Genomic DNA, 15,730 nt, shown 5'->3' with positions numbered 1-15,730 from the left:
TGGTGGGGACGGAGAGACTCGAACTCTCACACCTCGCGGCGCTGGAACCTAAATCCAGTGCGTCTACCAATTTCGCCACGTCCCCGATGGCTGTGTATATTATAGAGATAGACCGTCATTGACAAGTGATTTTACAAGCAATAACAGTCTATTCCGCTATAAAATAAACAGTTAAGCTTATTTTTTATTTTTTTATAAAACTGATGTCGAAAATTTGCCTATTTTTAGGGTCAAGCTACAAGTCCGTTATTTCTTCAAAAGTTTTTATTTAATTCCTCTATCCCAAATAAAAACTCAAATGAATTTCTAATATTAATTAACATTATTAAACAGAACGCTGAAACTGCCTCTTTGATTGCAAATTAGATCTGAAGCAGTATATGGAACCAAAAATAGAAAACAGAATAAATAAAACTGGGCTTAGCAAATTGCAGGCAAAAAAAAACAAGGTAGATACCTTGTTTTTCATATTTGGTGGGGATAGAGAGACTCGAACTCTCACGCCCAGAAGGCGCTGCGACCTGAACACAGTGCGTCTACCAATTCCGCCATATCCCCATGGCTGTGTATATTATAGCGATTAGACCTGATTCACAAGTAGTTCTGTAAGAATCTAAATGCTTTTATATCAAAAATTAAGCAGTTAACTTTCAATTGAGCAAATATCATCCTACTTATATTCCTATTATTAAATTTATCCCCTTCTATATAAAAATGATGGGTATAACGAATGAAAGATCACTCCATTGAAATTTAAAAGCAGTGGGATCGCGCAGCTTATCATTTTTGATATTAGAATTTTTACAGTCATGCCCTGATAATAATCATTCACTTAAGAAGTGAAACCTGGAATGCATTAAAGTTCATTACTTATCACAGCAAATATCACACTAAAAATTAGACTTAAATTTCAGGCAATAAAAAAGCAAGGCATTAGCCTTGCTTTAATATGATGGTGGGGACGGAGAGACTCGAACTCTCACACCTCGCGGCGCTGGAACCTAAATCCAGTGCGTCTACCAATTTCGCCACGTCCCCATCAGGGTACCAACTTAGTGTTGGATTTCTTTCAAACTTTGGCAGAGGATCAAGGATTCGAACCTTGACGAACGGTTTTGGAGACCGTCATGCTACCATTACACCAATCCTCTACTTCAATTCAATATCCAGTTACCCGAATATCGATTGGTGGGGACGGAGAGACTCGAACTCTCACACCTCGCGGCGCTGGAACCTAAATCCAGTGCGTCTACCAATTTCGCCACGTCCCCGATGGCTGTGTATATTATAGAGATCATTTCCAGCTGACAAGCCGTTTATCATAAAAAAGCACCCGTTTGATTAAATAAGAAACAATCCCGGTCTTATTGTATTTTTCTCATTCAATTTCAGTCATTAAGTAGGATCTAACCGCTTTGAAATCTGTCAGTCGATGCGGTTGTTGCTTGCATAGCATATCTTCTAATAAGCATTGAAAGACCTGTAAACTTTCCGGTAACCCAATCTTTAGACGCTGACAATGCAACAGCGCCCAATCCAGATAATCAGTCGCCTGTAAACGCTGCCCGCTTAACCATTCATAAAAAATCACGCCTAAAGCATAAACTTCACTTTGCAGGCTCTTGGCCTGACCTTGAAAAAGTTCTGGCGCCATATAACGTGGTGTTGCATTCAGCTCATAGGTATCATTCTGATAGATTGACTGCACATGTTCAAAATCAAGTAGGCATACCCTGCCCTGATCATTTACAAAGTGCTCCTGCTTTAAATCCGCATGTAAATAGCCCAGCTCCTGCAAGCAGACTAAAGGCTCTACAGCTTGCAGCAAATGCTGTCGAATTTGTGTAATGGATTGCTGATGCGGCATGACTTGAAAATGCGCCCGTGCATCCACCAGAATCAAAGCATGCTCAAAGTGGTCATGACCGATCTTGAAAGGTTGTTGAATAATTTGATGGGGCAGGAAGAAATTTAGCTCACTTGATCGGGCATAAACCTGATAAAAATCCAGCTCACGCTGCCAGCCCATTTCAGCCTGCGTTGATAATTTTAAGCTATCAGAGAAATTCGGTATTTGGGTTTTTAGCCAGAGCGCCTGCTTTTCAGCATAATACAAACGCCGCCCAAAGCCCAAGCTGCGGGCTTTAGTTCGCAGTTCAAAATTAGAAGTATCAAGATGATCTAAATTAAGTCGTGGCAATGTATTCAGGTTTTGGATCAGGTGCATGCTGATAATTTAACAGTTCCAGACAATGCTGAATAGTTTTCCCCACGCGTTCCTGAGTTTCGATGAGGGAAATTTTCGGCCATGTAGCCCGCTCCCCTTCACGCTGTAAAATTTTAAACAGATACGGCCTTGGATTCTGCAACATATAGCTATAGTGGCGCAGGCTATATTTACCGACAATATTCACATCACCATAATAACGCTGATCCACCACACCATAGCCATGATCCAAAAGACGGCGTACAGGAGGCAAACTTCCCGCATGTTCCCGGGCGAAATCCATCATACCTTTGGTAATCACCGCGCCCTGCCGGCGAACAATCCGTTGCGGCCAGCTCAAGGTACCTTTACGGAAACGTGAAATATCATCCTGCATAAATGGCACGATATGCGGGTTGGTCTGACTGGCAATGGTATAATTGATATTATACAGGCGTGCCATTTTCTCCTGCGGAAAATCACTGCGCACACTGCCATCCACCCAACGGGTTGATCCCATATAAGGGGTATATTGACCGTCATAACGCTTGCTGGTCAAACGCACAGGTGGAAACAGAATTGGCACTGCACAAGAGGCCAGCACCGCACTCCAGACCAGCACATCCGGAGATGTATAGGCATTCATGATACGTGCGTCCTGTGCCCCATCATAAGGCGCAACTGCAATATTAATATGTAGGCCTGAGTTTTTCAAAGCCTCTTCAAAGGTCAGATCACCCAGATTTTCGATCAGAAATTTTTTCAGATATTTTACATCGGCCAGGCCACCATTGCCTTTCAGCAATTCGCTCATTGTGCGGAAATGAAAAGCCTCATGAAAGAAATTATGTCCCTTTAGTATATCGACATATTGTGACGGTTTGGACACTCCTAACATGGCTGTCATAATGGCGCCCGCACTAGAACCCGACATGACTTTTGGTAATAAATCCTGCTCCATTAAGGCCTTGCATACGCCCGTATGAAACAGACCTAAAGTTGAACCACCAGAAAACATCAAGGCCGGTTGTCCATAAGCACGCTGACAATGCTGAAAATACTCTAATTTTTCTTCAATACTGAGGCAAGTACAGTCTATTGAAGCAATATAGGCTAAGCTCTGGCTGACTTCTTCGACATAATCTTCAATAATTTTTTTGGTACCGACGTAAGCTTCAGTGAACAACAGAGGATGGGCAATGTTGGCAATATCGTAACTTAGGCCTTCACGCAAAATATACATCAGGTCACGGGTACGCTTTTGTTGTCGATAGCGTCTTAATTTACCCAGACGATGTGCAATTACTTCTGCATCAAAATACGGGGAGCTGTTATCAAATTTCCATTCCTGCGCACCTGATTCTTCATCTATTTTCAGGGCAATATATTTCCATTCTTCATAGGACTCAGCCTGTTGCAGCTGCTGCTTGAGCTTTTTAATACGATAGGCCTGATGTGGATTAATGTCCTGAGTAAAATCTTTAAACAGCATCTGCCTTCTTCCCTATATTTATTCTTGATACAGCTCGTACTCAGAGCCAGAAAATTTGTCCAAACTTTCTATCCTCTACAATAACGAAGATTCTCTACTTTAAGCAAATTATCATACTTTTCCGGCTTTGACTGTGTATTTTGCAGTGATACTATCTTAGGCATAATTTTAAATCTGTATGCTTAGATCATGGCAAAAATTGAGTTACCTGACCATATTTTAAATACCCTTTCAACTGTGCTGCAGCAGCTGCAGCAAAGCCTGCCCGAACTGAAAAAAAATCCTGATTTTTCTGCGCTTGCCTATAAGTGGCAAAATGGTGAGCTCAAACCCATTCATCAGCTCAGACAGATAGAACTGGCCGATTTAAAAGGTATTGAGCGACAAAAAGAAAAAGTTATCCAGAATACTTTGCAGTTCTTAAAAGGCCTACCTGCCAATGATGTCTTGCTGACGGGTTCTCGTGGTACGGGTAAATCTTCTATTGTTCGCGCCCTGTTGACTGAATATGCAGAGCAAGGCTTGCGCCTGATTGAAATTGAACGGGATGATTTGTCTGATTTACCGCAAATCCAGCAACTCATTGCCGGACGTCCAGAGAAGTTTATTGTTTATTGTGACGATCTGGCTTTTAATGCCGAAGACGAAAATTATCGCAGTTTAAAAAGTGTTCTGGATGGTTCTTTACAATCCGGTTCCAGCAATTTTGTGATTTATGCGACCAGTAATCGTCGTCATTTATTACCCGAATTCATGCATGAAAATACGCCCGTTACCCGGGTTGATGTTCCGCAATATACCGAATTGCATCCGCAAGAAGCGATTGAAGAAAAAATCTCACTGTCTGACCGCTTTGGCTTATGGCTCTCTTTTTATCCAATGGATCAGAATCTGTATTTAGAAATTGTAGAGCATTATCTTAAAAAGGCAGGCATGGAACTCACGCCAGAAACCCGTGCTGAAGCCCTACGCTGGTGTCAGGCACGCGGTCAACGTTCAGGACGCGCTGCCTATCAGTTTTCCAAGCACTGGATTGGTTCAACCCAACTAAATGCCTCTTAAAAGCTTAAAAGCGACCGGTTCAGGTCGCTTTTTTCATATAAATCACTTATATAATAATGATACTCAAAAGAAAATTAAAATTATGGATGTCGGTGCAGTTCTCATTCAACTTAAGCCCTTACATATGCAGCAAGTTCATGACTGGCAGCGTACTTTAAAAGCACGTCAAGACAAAGTGATTGAGACGCTTAAGGCTGAACAGGTTCATGTCGAGTCCTGGTTTTATCTGCAACTTCATGGTCAGGACTATTTGATTGCATATATGCGCGCCGACAACATTCAAAAAGCGAAAAATATTGCAAAATTCAGTACTTTTCCGATTGACCAAGTGCACAAACAGTTTAAAGCGTCATGGCAGGCTGTTTATTCCGCTGAATTGTTATTGGATGCTACAGCTACCTGATTTATTAGCACGGCTATTTAAAAAGTTTTGTAATAAAGACTACCCCCATCAATAATAAAAAGCCCCGACAATACAGGGCTTTTTTGACCTCTCGAATTATTGTTTATTACCAATAATAGTAGACCACAGCAAGTCATCAATTTCACTGCCATTGAAATAAACAGTAGCCTTTAACGATTCAGGCTGGTTCTGTTTGACCTCAATTACCTGATCATAGCTGTCCTTAATTCTAAGCACGCCCTCTTTTGGCAAATGCTTATAGTTATTTAAAACGGTTTCATCCATTTTGAATGGTGTGCTGGTATTAAAATCAAAACTGTAACGATAATCTGCCAGATCAGGCTGACCGATAATCGTACCACGACTGGTTAAGGTACGAATCCCATTACTGCCACTGCCATAATCATCGACCAGGCTGTAATTATAATTACGCACCTGCAGATATTCTTTGCTCTTTGTATCAAACGCGGTTCCAGAAGTACCCGCCTGAGCATCCTCGGCTATACGCTGAAATTCTAACTGATCGATTTGATAAGATTCGGATTGCCCCATGTTATTTTTGGTCTTTCGATGCACAATTGTGCCAGAAATCAGGTAGTCGTCCTTGAGATTAAAATCTACATTTGAACCATAACGGACATTGCTAAAGCTTAAAGTCGTCGTGTCACCATTCACCGTCTGAGTAATAGTGGAGCCTTTACGATAAGTCTTGTCCAGAATAATACAGTTCTCTCTATCCGTTTTTAATTTAAGAGTCTTGACTGCACCATTGGTATTTACTTCTGAACAGATCAGATTTGGGTATTTAATACTATTGATGCCCAGATTATAAATCTTGATGATACGTGCAGTACGCCCATAAGGATAATCTGCAAAAACTTCACCAATCATATGACCTAGAGCAACATTATAATCAGTATCATTACTGGTATCTCCAGAAATTTTATCGCGAATTTTATCCACAATATCCTGATCTTCGAAAGGGACAAACTCTTCTGAAAGCTCAGGGGAAATACTTTCCTTCGGAACATTTGGAGGGGTAGTGACTGTAGGATTATCTGAGCCACTTCCACCACCTCCGCCACAAGCACTCAGTAAACCCGATACAAGAGCCACACCAAAGAGAGAAATCTGCTTTTTCATAAAATTTATTCCCTGAAATTTCTTTGCATTTTTATCTGGTTATTTCTAAAGATTAGCTACCTCGAAACCAAACAGCTCGAACGCTCTGCTTGCCGGTGATATTTCTTCCTGGCAACCAGCTTTTTCCCTTGATAGCGCTTTAACTTTAAGCAAAGTAAATTTTTGTTCTGTAATTTTAATGTATATTTCAAACAATAATGACCACAAGAAATGAGGCTCTTTTTTAATCACAACTCCTCACTACAACTGCTTTACAGCCAATTTATAGTGCTTTCAATCAGATCAATTTACTTTGCAACAAAGCTTATTAATTTTGTAATCATTAAGTTAATGATGTATTAATCTTTCTTTTTACACTGAATCAGGCTTATTTCTTCTTATTTTTTATACCTGCGTCCAAAGAAGAATATTGAAAGATAGGATGATTTTAGACCATAGAAAACGACCCTTCCGATATTATAAAATTCTTGCTTATTTACAGAAAATTCAAAGCATCAATTATTTAAGATAGGCCACAGCTTCACTGGCTTTTTTCCAGCGTTTATATTCAAACATGTTCTGATCCGCTTGTGCGATTGCTGCAAATAGACCCTGACTCGAATGACGCATTGCCAGACCAATTGCTGCGCCAATATTTGCTTCTGCAAAAGCAGCAATTAAACGGTCGAGCAACGTTTCAGCACCCGTTTTATCATTTTCCACACTGAGCATCACAAATTCATCTCCACCCAAACGGGCGACAATGTCATTGATGCGCACATTATCTCGTAACACTTGAGCTGCATTCTGAATCAGCCTGTCACCTTCTTCATGCCCCAAACTATCATTCACTTTTTTCAGATCATTCAGGTCAATAAATAATACAGCAGCAGGATGACCATATTGCTTGCAACGTTCTTCCTCTGCTCGCAGAAATTTGTCCCAGGCACGGCGATTATACAATCCAGTCAATTCATCTTTACTGGCTTCTTCCTGGAGTAATTCACGCTGTCGCACCTGCTCAATCTGGCGTAACTCTGCCTGCAAAATCGAACTGAGCAATTGCCCTAACAACTCGACCAGTTGCATATCTTGAACAATAGCTTCTGATTTGATTTCAGGATCGATCGCACAAAGTGTTCCGAACAGACTGCCATCTTCTTTAACGAGTGGCTGGCCAATATAAGATTTTATACAGACCTGCTGATTAATCGGCGCTGTGGCATATAAAGGAATTACTTCTGAACGGGGTGCAATTCTAGGCGCTTTACCTGCCACCATATGAAAGCAGAAGGAATCTGCCCACTGAAAAACTTGTCGAGGTTGTACGCCATAGCCATGGTCTTCCGTTTGCAGGACGATCCAGTCCAGACCTTCTACCCGGGTGATCATCCATAAATCAAAGCCAAAATGCTTATGCAGAAACTGCAATACCGCCTGTCCCGCATCCTGAAAACTTTTAAATTTGATATTTTCCATCCGAAGCAATCTCTGCTGCAAACTTATAAAAGCTGCATGATTTAAACCGAAGCTATTAAACGATTTTCAAGTTTCAATAGAATATTTGAGTTTTAAATAAAGTTATAAATAAATACAGATATTCACAGCATCTCGTTTCTATTAAGTTCTCATTTAAAAAGTTACATTAAAAAGAAAGAGGCCCAAACCTCTTCCTTTTTTTGGCTGAAATCTATGCCTCTGTCGGATTAGTCAATTCCGTCATCGGCCAGCGTGGTGTTGTGGTCACGGCCAAACCATCTTGCTGGCCTGCTTTTAAACGTTGATAACCGGCAAAGGCAATCATGGCACCGTTGTCGGTACATAAAGCCGGTTCTGCATAATAAACAGATGCACGGATCTTGGCTAAATCTGCTTCTAAACGCTCACGTAAACGTTTATTGGCACTGACACCACCGGCAATCACCAGACGTTTAAGCCCCGTTTGCTTCAGTGCTTTCACCGACTTTTTTACCAAAGTATCAACAATTGCTTCCTGGAAACTGGCTGCAATGTCAGCATCGCGGTTTTCATCACCCAGTTTCTTCATTTGTACAGAAACAGCCGTTTTTAAACCGCTAAATGAAAATTCCAGACCTTGATGCAGCATTGGTCGCGGGAATGCAAATGCATTCGGATCACCCTGCTCCGCCAGTTTGGATATATTCGGACCGCCCGGATATGGCAGACCCATCATTTTTGCGACTTTATCAAAGGCTTCACCGGCAGCATCATCAATCGATTCACCCAGCAATTCATACTGCCCAATACCGTACGCTGCCATAAGCTGTGAGTGACCGCCAGAAACCAGAAGTGCCACAAATGGAAATTCCGGCGGAGTTTCTGACAACAAAGGTGCCAGCATATGACCTTCCATATGATGCACACCAATCGCCGGTTTATTCAGTGCAAAGGCCAAAGTACGACCAAACAGTGCACCTGTCATTAGCGCACCCATCAGACCTGGACCACGCGTATAAGCGACAGCATCAATTTCTGATTTTTTCACGCCACTTTGTTCGAGCAGCTCATTAATAAGGGGGATTAATTTACGTACATGATCACGTGATGCCAATTCTGGAACCACACCGCCATATTCTGCATGCAGTTTAATTTGACTATAAAGCACCTGTCCGCGTAACCCCAACTCGCTGTCATAAAGTGCAAGCCCTGTTTCATCACACGACGTTTCCAAGCCTAAAACGATCATTAAACTGCCTATAACCTGTATCAAATCTATTGCAGCAACTATTATAGGCTTGTGGTATGAGATGTAAATGAGTAAAATACTGACCTTCACTTGTGATCTGGGGCAATTCGGCCCTGATCTTATCCATAACTTAATGAGGATTCTTCATGCCACAAGTTAAATTGAAAGAAGGCGAACCAGTAGACGTAGCTATCCGTCGTTTCAAACGTTCATGCGAAAAAGCGGGCGTTCTAGCTGACGTACGTAAGCGCGAATTCTACGAAAAACCAACTCAAGAACGTAAGCGCAAAAAAGCTGCTGCTGTTAAACGCTACCAAAAGAAATTGGCGCGTGAATCAGTACGTACTACTCGCCTTTACTAAGATTAATTTGTGATTGACTGCTTGGAATAAATAATGACTACTTTAAAAAACCAGATTACTGACGTATTGAAAGCCACCATGCGTGCCAAGGATATGCCGAAGTTGACGGTCATTCGTAGTCTACAGGCAGCAATTAAGCAAATCGAAGTCGATGAGCGCAAAGAACTTGACGACGCTCAGGTTCTTGCGGTCATTGAAAAGCAAATTAAACAACGTAAAGAATCGATCAAAGCCTTTGAAGGTGCTGGTCGAGAAGATTTAGCTAGTAAGGAACAAGCCGAAGTTGAGGTTCTCTCTCAATTTCTACCAGAAGCTATGACTGAGGAAGAACTTGATTCCCTGATTGCGCAAACGATTGAAGCGCAACAAGCTACTAGCATGAAAGATATGGGTAAGGTGATGAATTCTCTGCGTCCGCTCATAGCCGGGCGCGCCGATCCTGCACAAGTTTCTGCCAAAATTAAAGCAAAACTTGCTTAATTTCCCATTTTAAATTTAAATCTATTTTTTGCGTTGAACTGCCCTTTTCCTGGACAGTTCTTAGCATGTTCTTATTTTTTATTGCAAATTACAATCTACATGATAACGCTTAAGTAGTTGCATCTCTTTAGATAACTTCACTTCTCTAATTACATCCTGTTTAGTCATATTTTGAAACTGACGATCCAGATAAGTACGATTCTGGTCAGCAGCCTGATACAGGCGATCGACATAGCGCCCTACAATCCCACAAAATTTTGCATTTTGCTCAGGACTAAATCCTTGCTGCTGCGGATTCAAACTGCTTAAAAATTGCCGTGATTCTTTTTTATAATCGGCATTAATTTGTTCTACTGCTGCTACATATTCAACTGCACTTGCAGCAAAAACCCCATAATTCCAGCCCAGTAGACATACGCCTAATAATATTCTTTTCATACAATGCTTCAAACTGATACATACTATCTTCAAAAAAGATTGTAGCTTGATTCAAGACAACCATGCTATATCATTCCGATACAAAAATTTGAAATCCAGCTCATGGTTAAATTTTATATTGATGCTCCTGTTGCATCTGTTTCAGACGCTGACGAATGGTTGAGGACAAGGACTGATTATTCTTCACGCTACGCTGGGCATGCAATAATGATTTGATCGCGGTTTCTTCATATCCTGACCAGTACTCTACTTCTGCACGATAGCGGAGTACATTGGCAGCCTTGATCGCTGAATCTGGCTCTGCATTGGCAGCCACTTGCATCAGTCGCCAGCCATTGACATCGCGTGGATTGGCATTTAGAAATCGCTGCACTAAAGCTTTTGCCTGATCGGGTTGCCGGGCACGAATCAGAACTTCTGCATATTTATAATTAAGTGCGCGATTCTCCGGCATGATTCGTGCTGCTGAAGCCACACTTCTCAAAGCTTGATCAAGCTGATTCTGGGCTAAATAAATATCAGCCTGCAACAAAACCTGCAAAGGATGCATCTGGTTATGCTTTTTTGCCCGATCCAGCGAAATCTGTGCGGCTTGAAAATCACCCTGCTGTATTTGATAAGCTGTCAAGGCAAGCTGACCCGCAAAATTATTTCGCTGGTCCATCAACACCAGCTGCTCTGCATCCGTCTGACGGGACAATACCCTGCTATACCACTTGATAACCTCAAAGTCTTGATCATTGAGATTGCGTTTCACTGCGGGAAGCTGGTTGGCACGTAAACGTGCCTCGCTCATCCGTTCAGTGGTGAGTGGATGCGTGAACCAGAAATCTGGCAGAAAGCTTAACCGACTGCTAGAGCGATGCATAACCTCAAAGAAGTCTGCCATGCTATGTGGGTTATAGCCGGAACGGTACATATACTGCATCCCGATCCGGTCTGCTTCACGCTCCTGATTACGACTATAGGTGAGCTGTTTATCCAGAAGGGCTGCCTGCGACCCCATCATAACCGCCGCCCCCACATCACCATCTGCTTGAGAAGCCACCAAAGCACCCACCAAAATTCCCGCTAGCGCCAATAAACCTTGTCCCTTAAAGGCATCTTGGGAGCGACTGTAATGACGTTGTGTGACATGTGCAATTTCATGCGCCATCACCCCTGCCACTTCATCCATATTTCGGGCGGAATTTATCAGACCTGCATTCAGTGCAAAGAGCCCGCCCGGCACAGCAAAGGCATTAATTTGCGGATCATTGATTACCAGCAAACCGATAGGCTGTTGTAACTGGGTCTGACTCAGAATATGTGAAAATACTGATAAAAGTTGATCTTCCAGCCATGGATTTTGCAAGACAGGCATTTTCTTATGCACTTCACGATAAACTTTCTCACCGATCATTTTTTCTTTTTGCTGATCGAGCAAGCCCACGCCTGTGCCAATATCGGGCACAGAAAATTGTACATTTGCTTGATTAAAATCATGGGTAGAGCCATGCCCTGTCACCATACACAGACTTAAGCTACATGCCAGCATCAATCGTTTCAATGAAAAATCTCTAATCCTGCCAACCTAATTTGTTTTGAATATAGCATCGAACTATGCGCAGAGACGCAAGAAAATGTTATTTTTTAATATCGTTTAAACTACATTTAATGGCATTTTAAAATTCCGGATTGACTACATAACGAGGTACTCGCCCCTCCAAGGCATCAACCAAGTTCTGATAAGCCAGTTCTGCCATTTTTTTACGGGTGGCGGCGGTAGCCGAACCCACATGCGGTAAGGTAACGACATTATCCAAATGGAATAATTCTGATTCTTTTAGCGGTTCTTTCTGATAGACATCCAGACCTGCAGCAAAAATCTGCTTGGCTTTTAAAGCTTCAATTAATGCCTGTTCATCAACAACCGGGCCACGTGAAATATTAACCAATACTGTATGCGGTTGCATTTTTGCAAATTCCGCTGCTGCAATCAGCGCCTTGGAATCAGCATTCAAATCTACTGCAACGACCACAAAGTCAGCACGCTGTAACAGCTCATCGAGCTGGCAATATTGTGCATTGAAGCCTTGCGCAATTTCCGGTTTTTCCCTGCGATTATAGTAGAGCACATTCATATTAAAACCGTAAAAACCACGGCGTGCGATCGCAGCCCCAATATGGCCCAGACCAATAATTCCCAGGGTTTTTCCAAAAATATCCACACCAAATTGTGCTTCACCCACAGTACGCTGCCATTGCCCCTGCTTGGTCCATTGATCCAGATAAGCCACTTTGCGTGCCGCTGACATCAGTAAAGTAAAAGCAAGATCAGCTGTAGTTTCGGTCAGCACATGCGGTGTATGACTCAGATAGATTTTTCTTTCATTTAAATAATCCAGATCATAGTTGTCATAACCAACACTGACACTGGAGATAATTTTCAATCGGGTAGCACTGGCCAGATTATCGCAATTCAGCAAACGCCCTGCACCAATCATGCCATCGGTATCCCGAACCTGCTGCAAAAGCTGTTGATTCACATCACCCAGCTTCGGTTGTATATAGCTCACCTGATAATTTTGTTCGAGCCTGTTTTGAATATCAGCATCAATTTGACTAAATACAACCACTTTTTGTTTCATCTATTTTTATTCCACAGCAGAATTATTCCAGACGGGCAGACCTATTTTGCATAAACTGCCATAAACGTTTTTTTAAAATCGGCTGATCCAGCATCTCTTGCAGGGACGCTAACTGGATTGCTTTGATATTTGAAATATGCGCTACCGTTCCGAGGAAAATAATATGTTTCTCTGTACTCATCCCATCCAGAAATCCTTGAATATAGGATTCCACACCACGTCCATCCTGGACATTAGCCCAAGGAAATGGCCAGTTCAGCTCATAAAAATCACCCGAAACTGCGCGCTGGATATTTGCCCATAAATTTAGGGTAGCTTCAGTCATTTCAGTTGCATCAATCACAACACTGCAATGTGCCAAACTTAAAGCCTGTAAACTGAATGGCGGAATTTGTACACTTTCACGAGGTTCCTGAACAGTTAAAACTTCAGGTTCCTGAACAGTTAAAACTTCAGGTAATGTAGGCGAGGTATCAATCTTAAACGTGTCGAGCGACTCTGGTTCAGGAATCGGTAACTCCACCAGCGCCTCGACCGGATGAGGCTGAGACAAGACAATCTCGGTGTGAAATTCAGGTTCAGCCTGATCACGCCAGATCGAGACCTGATGCGGCTGACATGCGCTGTCCCTAGGAATCCAGAGATCGATTCCTAATGTTGCCAGTATGTCACGCTGATGCCCAATCATCTTTTCATCATCACCAATTTCAGGCTGAACATTTTAGCCGTATTGTCCCCACTTTGCCGAACTTTTTCAGTTTTTCTTTTTATCCTGATAAATTCTCGTACAAAGTTTATCAGTACACTCAATATTGAATTTTCAATATACAATTAAACCATCACTGTAATAACAAATTCAGATTCGAACCGTGTGCTCATCTTGTTTTTTACATAATGGTTAAACTGTTTTTCTTTAACATTTGCTGAATAACTTCCCCACCTTCGAAACCTAGGCGCCAGTACAACAGTTCCATCACATCCAGCTCATCCTGAGTTACGATACGGTCGCTCCATAAGCAGGCTTCTGCAATGCCTAAAATACTGAGACGATCGCGTAATAAAAGCCCCGCAATATCATTCAGGATTTCAGCAAGATCAATCGGCTCATCTGAAATTTCATTGTATAAATCCAGTTCACGAGTGGTCAAGATCCGGTTTAGAATCCGTTCCCGCACCTCAAGTTGATTACCGCTATTAATCTGCTGCACATGTAGCAAGGCATCGATCAAACGAACGATTTGCGGCTTGACCTCATCGAGAGCAGTAGGAATATGTGCAGGGAGCAAATTTAACTCATATTTCACACATTCCAACAACAAGGCATCCAGCAGACCAATTTCACCATCTTCCTGAATAATCCGTGCCAGCTTCATCAGAAACTGGCGTGCAACAGTCGTCGGCATGCCACCAATATTCTTACAGGCTTGCTGGAAAATCGAAATATGTACCCGCCCATCCAGGTTAAGCAACGAATCTACAATGGCGCGACTGACCTCAGCCTCAGTGGGAATAAATTCACGATATTGACGAATCATTAAAATTGCGACCATCACTTCCCGGGAACCTGTCGCCGTCTGTAATGCACGTTCAATCAGCTCCGGACGTGGCATCTTGAGCCGAAGTTCCGGATTCAATGGCTTGATTGCATCTTTAATCGCAAAACTGATCGGAGACAGCCGCAGCAATGGCAAAGGTTGGGGTGAACTCCAGCTCACTGTAGTTTCAGGTACCACCTCTTCCAGAGAGCGAAACAAACTGAATAAAGGCTGATTCTTCAGTTTTTTCAGGTTTTCAAGCTGTAAATCCTGAATCAGGGCAGGATTTAATTCATAAATGCGCTGATTGATATTGGGATGAATGTTGAGCCAGTTTTGCGGACTCAAAGAGTTGGCAAAACACATATGCGAAATCGATTCGGCATATTCACTATAAATCTGCGAACCGGAATGATGCACATGAATTCTGAGCAAAGTCTGGATATTGGCATCATTTTGTAGCAAGCGCCGGGTCTTCTGGTCATTCTTATAAGTCCGGCCACCCAGGGAAATATATTTAATAAAACGGGAAATCAACACACCCAGACTACCAATCAGCCAGATCACCGCCCCAACTGCCACATACAGGGTTTCAAACTTGCTTTCCCGTAGCGTACCGGTTCGATTAAAACCGGATTTAGCAATTTTACTGCCCCACTGACTAAAAGTGGTTAAACTGCTATACAGAATTTTCAGGCGGGTATTTTCCGCAGTCTCACCAGACAGGATTTTATTGAATTCGTGACTAAGCAACCCATACAGCTCAACTTTATCCAGTGTTTGTATTGCCCCCCAGGTCAGGATAATAGCAGTATCACGTGGGATAAAACCTGCTGTTAACGCATTGACACCAACTTCATCAGGTAATACATATACCGCGGGAATTTCAATCCGAAAAGTCTCTGCCAGTTGCTGGTTAATGTGCAGTGCAGTACTTTCTTCGGGAATACTGTCCATCGGACTGAGACGGCGCGCACTCATCTGCTTCGCCAATGAATAACCGCCATTGCGAAAAATATAAAATTCATAGATGACCGAGGTCATCATGACACATAACAGGACAGCAATCAGATAAGGACTCAGCGTATGCCAGAAAATCGACTGGTTAGGATCAGCATAAAAAATAAATAGGCCAACAACGGTATTAATAATAAAAATAGTCAACAGAATTGCAATCAGGCAAAAACTTACAGGTAGTACTATATTTTTGTTTTTTATAAAATCGTATCCTACGTTTCGCAATGCAGAACCCTAAAATGATGATTTTCAATGGGTTCATCATAAAACAAAAAA

General features: G+C 42.2%; 14 protein-coding genes and 5 tRNA genes. 4 read left to right on the top strand and 15 right to left on the bottom strand.

Annotated elements, in window-relative coordinates:
• The 7 genes from AY607_RS03500 to AY607_RS03470 form a co-directional block, all read right to left on the bottom strand.
• Window positions 1-85: transfer RNA gene (locus AY607_RS03500), tRNA-Leu, on the bottom strand.
• Between the two features lie 387 nt (window positions 86-472).
• Window positions 473-558: transfer RNA gene (locus tag AY607_RS03495), tRNA-Leu, on the bottom strand.
• 395 nt (window positions 559-953) lie between these two features.
• A tRNA-Leu gene (locus AY607_RS03490) sits at window positions 954-1,038 on the bottom strand.
• Between the two features lie 39 nt (window positions 1,039-1,077).
• Window positions 1,078-1,151: transfer RNA gene (locus AY607_RS03485), tRNA-Trp, on the bottom strand.
• Between the two features lie 35 nt (window positions 1,152-1,186).
• Window positions 1,187-1,271 (bottom strand) — tRNA-Leu (locus tag AY607_RS03480).
• A 107-nt stretch (window positions 1,272-1,378) separates the two neighbouring features.
• Window positions 1,379-2,200, bottom strand: coding sequence for a protein kinase domain-containing protein (locus AY607_RS03475; protein WP_064101783.1), 822 nt, complete (start codon window positions 2,198-2,200; stop codon window positions 1,379-1,381).
• Entirely contained in the window at window positions 2,187-3,698 is a 1,512-nt protein-coding gene (locus AY607_RS03470; protein ID WP_064101782.1) for a DUF3336 domain-containing protein, read from the bottom strand. Before AY607_RS03470 ends, AY607_RS03475 begins: the two co-directional genes overlap by 14 nt.
• 189 nt (window positions 3,699-3,887) lie before the next feature.
• On the opposite strand from AY607_RS03470, the gene AY607_RS03465 reads away from it, so the two are divergent.
• The gene (locus AY607_RS03465; RefSeq protein ID WP_064095869.1) at window positions 3,888-4,760 is read left to right on the top strand and encodes an ATP-binding protein; all 873 of its coding nucleotides are present in this window, start codon (window positions 3,888-3,890) and stop codon (window positions 4,758-4,760) included.
• Complete coding sequence (locus AY607_RS03460) at window positions 4,750-5,163, top strand: DUF6176 family protein (protein WP_081408792.1); 414 nt, start codon at window positions 4,750-4,752, stop codon at window positions 5,161-5,163. The genes AY607_RS03465 and AY607_RS03460 overlap by 11 nt, the downstream gene beginning before the upstream one ends.
• A gap of 96 nt (window positions 5,164-5,259) precedes the next feature.
• On the opposite strand, the gene AY607_RS03455 is transcribed toward AY607_RS03460, so the two are convergent.
• The 3 genes from AY607_RS03455 to tsaD all read right to left on the bottom strand — a co-directional run bounded on the left by AY607_RS03455 (window position 5,260) and on the right by tsaD (window position 8,992).
• A complete protein-coding gene (locus AY607_RS03455; protein ID WP_064101781.1) occupies window positions 5,260-6,306 on the bottom strand; it encodes a hypothetical protein in 1,047 nt (348 codons plus the stop codon).
• Window positions 6,307-6,804: 498 nt separating this feature from the next.
• Complete coding sequence (locus AY607_RS03445; RefSeq protein WP_064101779.1) at window positions 6,805-7,764, bottom strand: sensor domain-containing diguanylate cyclase; 960 nt, start codon at window positions 7,762-7,764, stop codon at window positions 6,805-6,807.
• 211 nt (window positions 7,765-7,975) lie between these two features.
• Window positions 7,976-8,992 (bottom strand): tRNA (adenosine(37)-N6)-threonylcarbamoyltransferase complex transferase subunit TsaD, encoded by a 1,017-nt coding sequence (gene tsaD, locus AY607_RS03440; RefSeq protein ID WP_064095865.1) that lies wholly within the window; start codon window positions 8,990-8,992, stop codon window positions 7,976-7,978.
• Window positions 8,993-9,138: 146 nt separating this feature from the next.
• Here tsaD and rpsU point away from each other — a divergent pair, with 146 nt between their 5' ends.
• Together rpsU and AY607_RS03430 are read left to right on the top strand one after the other, a co-directional pair.
• Window positions 9,139-9,354, top strand: a complete 216-nt coding sequence (gene rpsU / locus AY607_RS03435) for a 30S ribosomal protein S21 (RefSeq protein ID WP_001136722.1) — start codon at window positions 9,139-9,141, stop codon at window positions 9,352-9,354.
• Window positions 9,355-9,387: 33 nt separating this feature from the next.
• Window positions 9,388-9,834, top strand: a complete 447-nt coding sequence (locus AY607_RS03430; RefSeq protein ID WP_064095864.1) for a GatB/YqeY domain-containing protein — start codon at window positions 9,388-9,390, stop codon at window positions 9,832-9,834.
• A gap of 78 nt (window positions 9,835-9,912) precedes the next feature.
• Here AY607_RS03430 and AY607_RS03425 read toward each other — a convergent pair whose 3' ends face one another.
• From AY607_RS03425 to AY607_RS03405, 5 genes are all read right to left on the bottom strand, one after another.
• Complete coding sequence (locus AY607_RS03425) at window positions 9,913-10,272, bottom strand: hypothetical protein (RefSeq protein WP_064095863.1); 360 nt, start codon at window positions 10,270-10,272, stop codon at window positions 9,913-9,915.
• 106 nt (window positions 10,273-10,378) lie between these two features.
• Window positions 10,379-11,821, bottom strand: coding sequence for a M48 family metalloprotease (locus AY607_RS03420; protein WP_205630795.1), 1,443 nt, complete (start codon window positions 11,819-11,821; stop codon window positions 10,379-10,381).
• A 115-nt stretch (window positions 11,822-11,936) separates the two neighbouring features.
• On the bottom strand, window positions 11,937-12,902 hold the full coding sequence (locus AY607_RS03415) for a 2-hydroxyacid dehydrogenase (protein WP_064095862.1): 966 nt from the start codon (window positions 12,900-12,902) through the stop codon (window positions 11,937-11,939).
• Window positions 12,903-12,924: 22 nt separating this feature from the next.
• Entirely contained in the window at window positions 12,925-13,590 is a 666-nt protein-coding gene (locus AY607_RS03410; protein ID WP_064101778.1) for a hypothetical protein, read from the bottom strand.
• Between the two features lie 199 nt (window positions 13,591-13,789).
• Window positions 13,790-15,679, bottom strand: coding sequence for a M48 family metalloprotease (locus AY607_RS03405; RefSeq protein WP_064095860.1), 1,890 nt, complete (start codon window positions 15,677-15,679; stop codon window positions 13,790-13,792).
• Window positions 15,680-15,730: the final 51 nt, after the last annotated feature.

The organism is Acinetobacter sp. SFA (assembly GCF_001647535.1).
Lineage (GTDB): Bacteria > Pseudomonadota > Gammaproteobacteria > Pseudomonadales > Moraxellaceae > Acinetobacter > Acinetobacter pecorum.
The sequence above is the reverse complement of the archived record's forward strand: the minus strand, read 5'-3'. Positions and strand labels throughout refer to the sequence as shown.

Excerpts from the sequence above, each read along its gene's own strand:
- AY607_RS03470 (WP_064101782.1), bottom strand. The coding sequence starts at position 3,698 with ATGCTGTTTAAAGATTTTACTCAGGACATTAATCCACATCAGGCCTAT.
- AY607_RS03465 (WP_064095869.1), top strand. The coding sequence starts at position 3,888 with ATGGCAAAAATTGAGTTACCTGACCATATTTTAAATACCCTTTCAACT.
- AY607_RS03460 (WP_081408792.1), top strand. The coding sequence starts at position 4,750 with ATGCCTCTTAAAAGCTTAAAAGCGACCGGTTCAGGTCGCTTTTTTCAT.
- AY607_RS03455 (WP_064101781.1), bottom strand. The coding sequence starts at position 6,306 with ATGAAAAAGCAGATTTCTCTCTTTGGTGTGGCTCTTGTATCGGGTTTA.
- AY607_RS03445 (WP_064101779.1), bottom strand. The coding sequence starts at position 7,764 with ATGGAAAATATCAAATTTAAAAGTTTTCAGGATGCGGGACAGGCGGTA.
- tsaD (WP_064095865.1), bottom strand. The coding sequence starts at position 8,992 with ATGATCGTTTTAGGCTTGGAAACGTCGTGTGATGAAACAGGGCTTGCA.
- rpsU (WP_001136722.1), top strand. The coding sequence starts at position 9,139 with ATGCCACAAGTTAAATTGAAAGAAGGCGAACCAGTAGACGTAGCTATC.
- AY607_RS03430 (WP_064095864.1), top strand. The coding sequence starts at position 9,388 with ATGACTACTTTAAAAAACCAGATTACTGACGTATTGAAAGCCACCATG.
- AY607_RS03425 (WP_064095863.1), bottom strand. The coding sequence starts at position 10,272 with ATGAAAAGAATATTATTAGGCGTATGTCTACTGGGCTGGAATTATGGG.
- AY607_RS03415 (WP_064095862.1), bottom strand. The coding sequence starts at position 12,902 with ATGAAACAAAAAGTGGTTGTATTTAGTCAAATTGATGCTGATATTCAA.
- AY607_RS03410 (WP_064101778.1), bottom strand. The coding sequence starts at position 13,590 with ATGATTGGGCATCAGCGTGACATACTGGCAACATTAGGAATCGATCTC.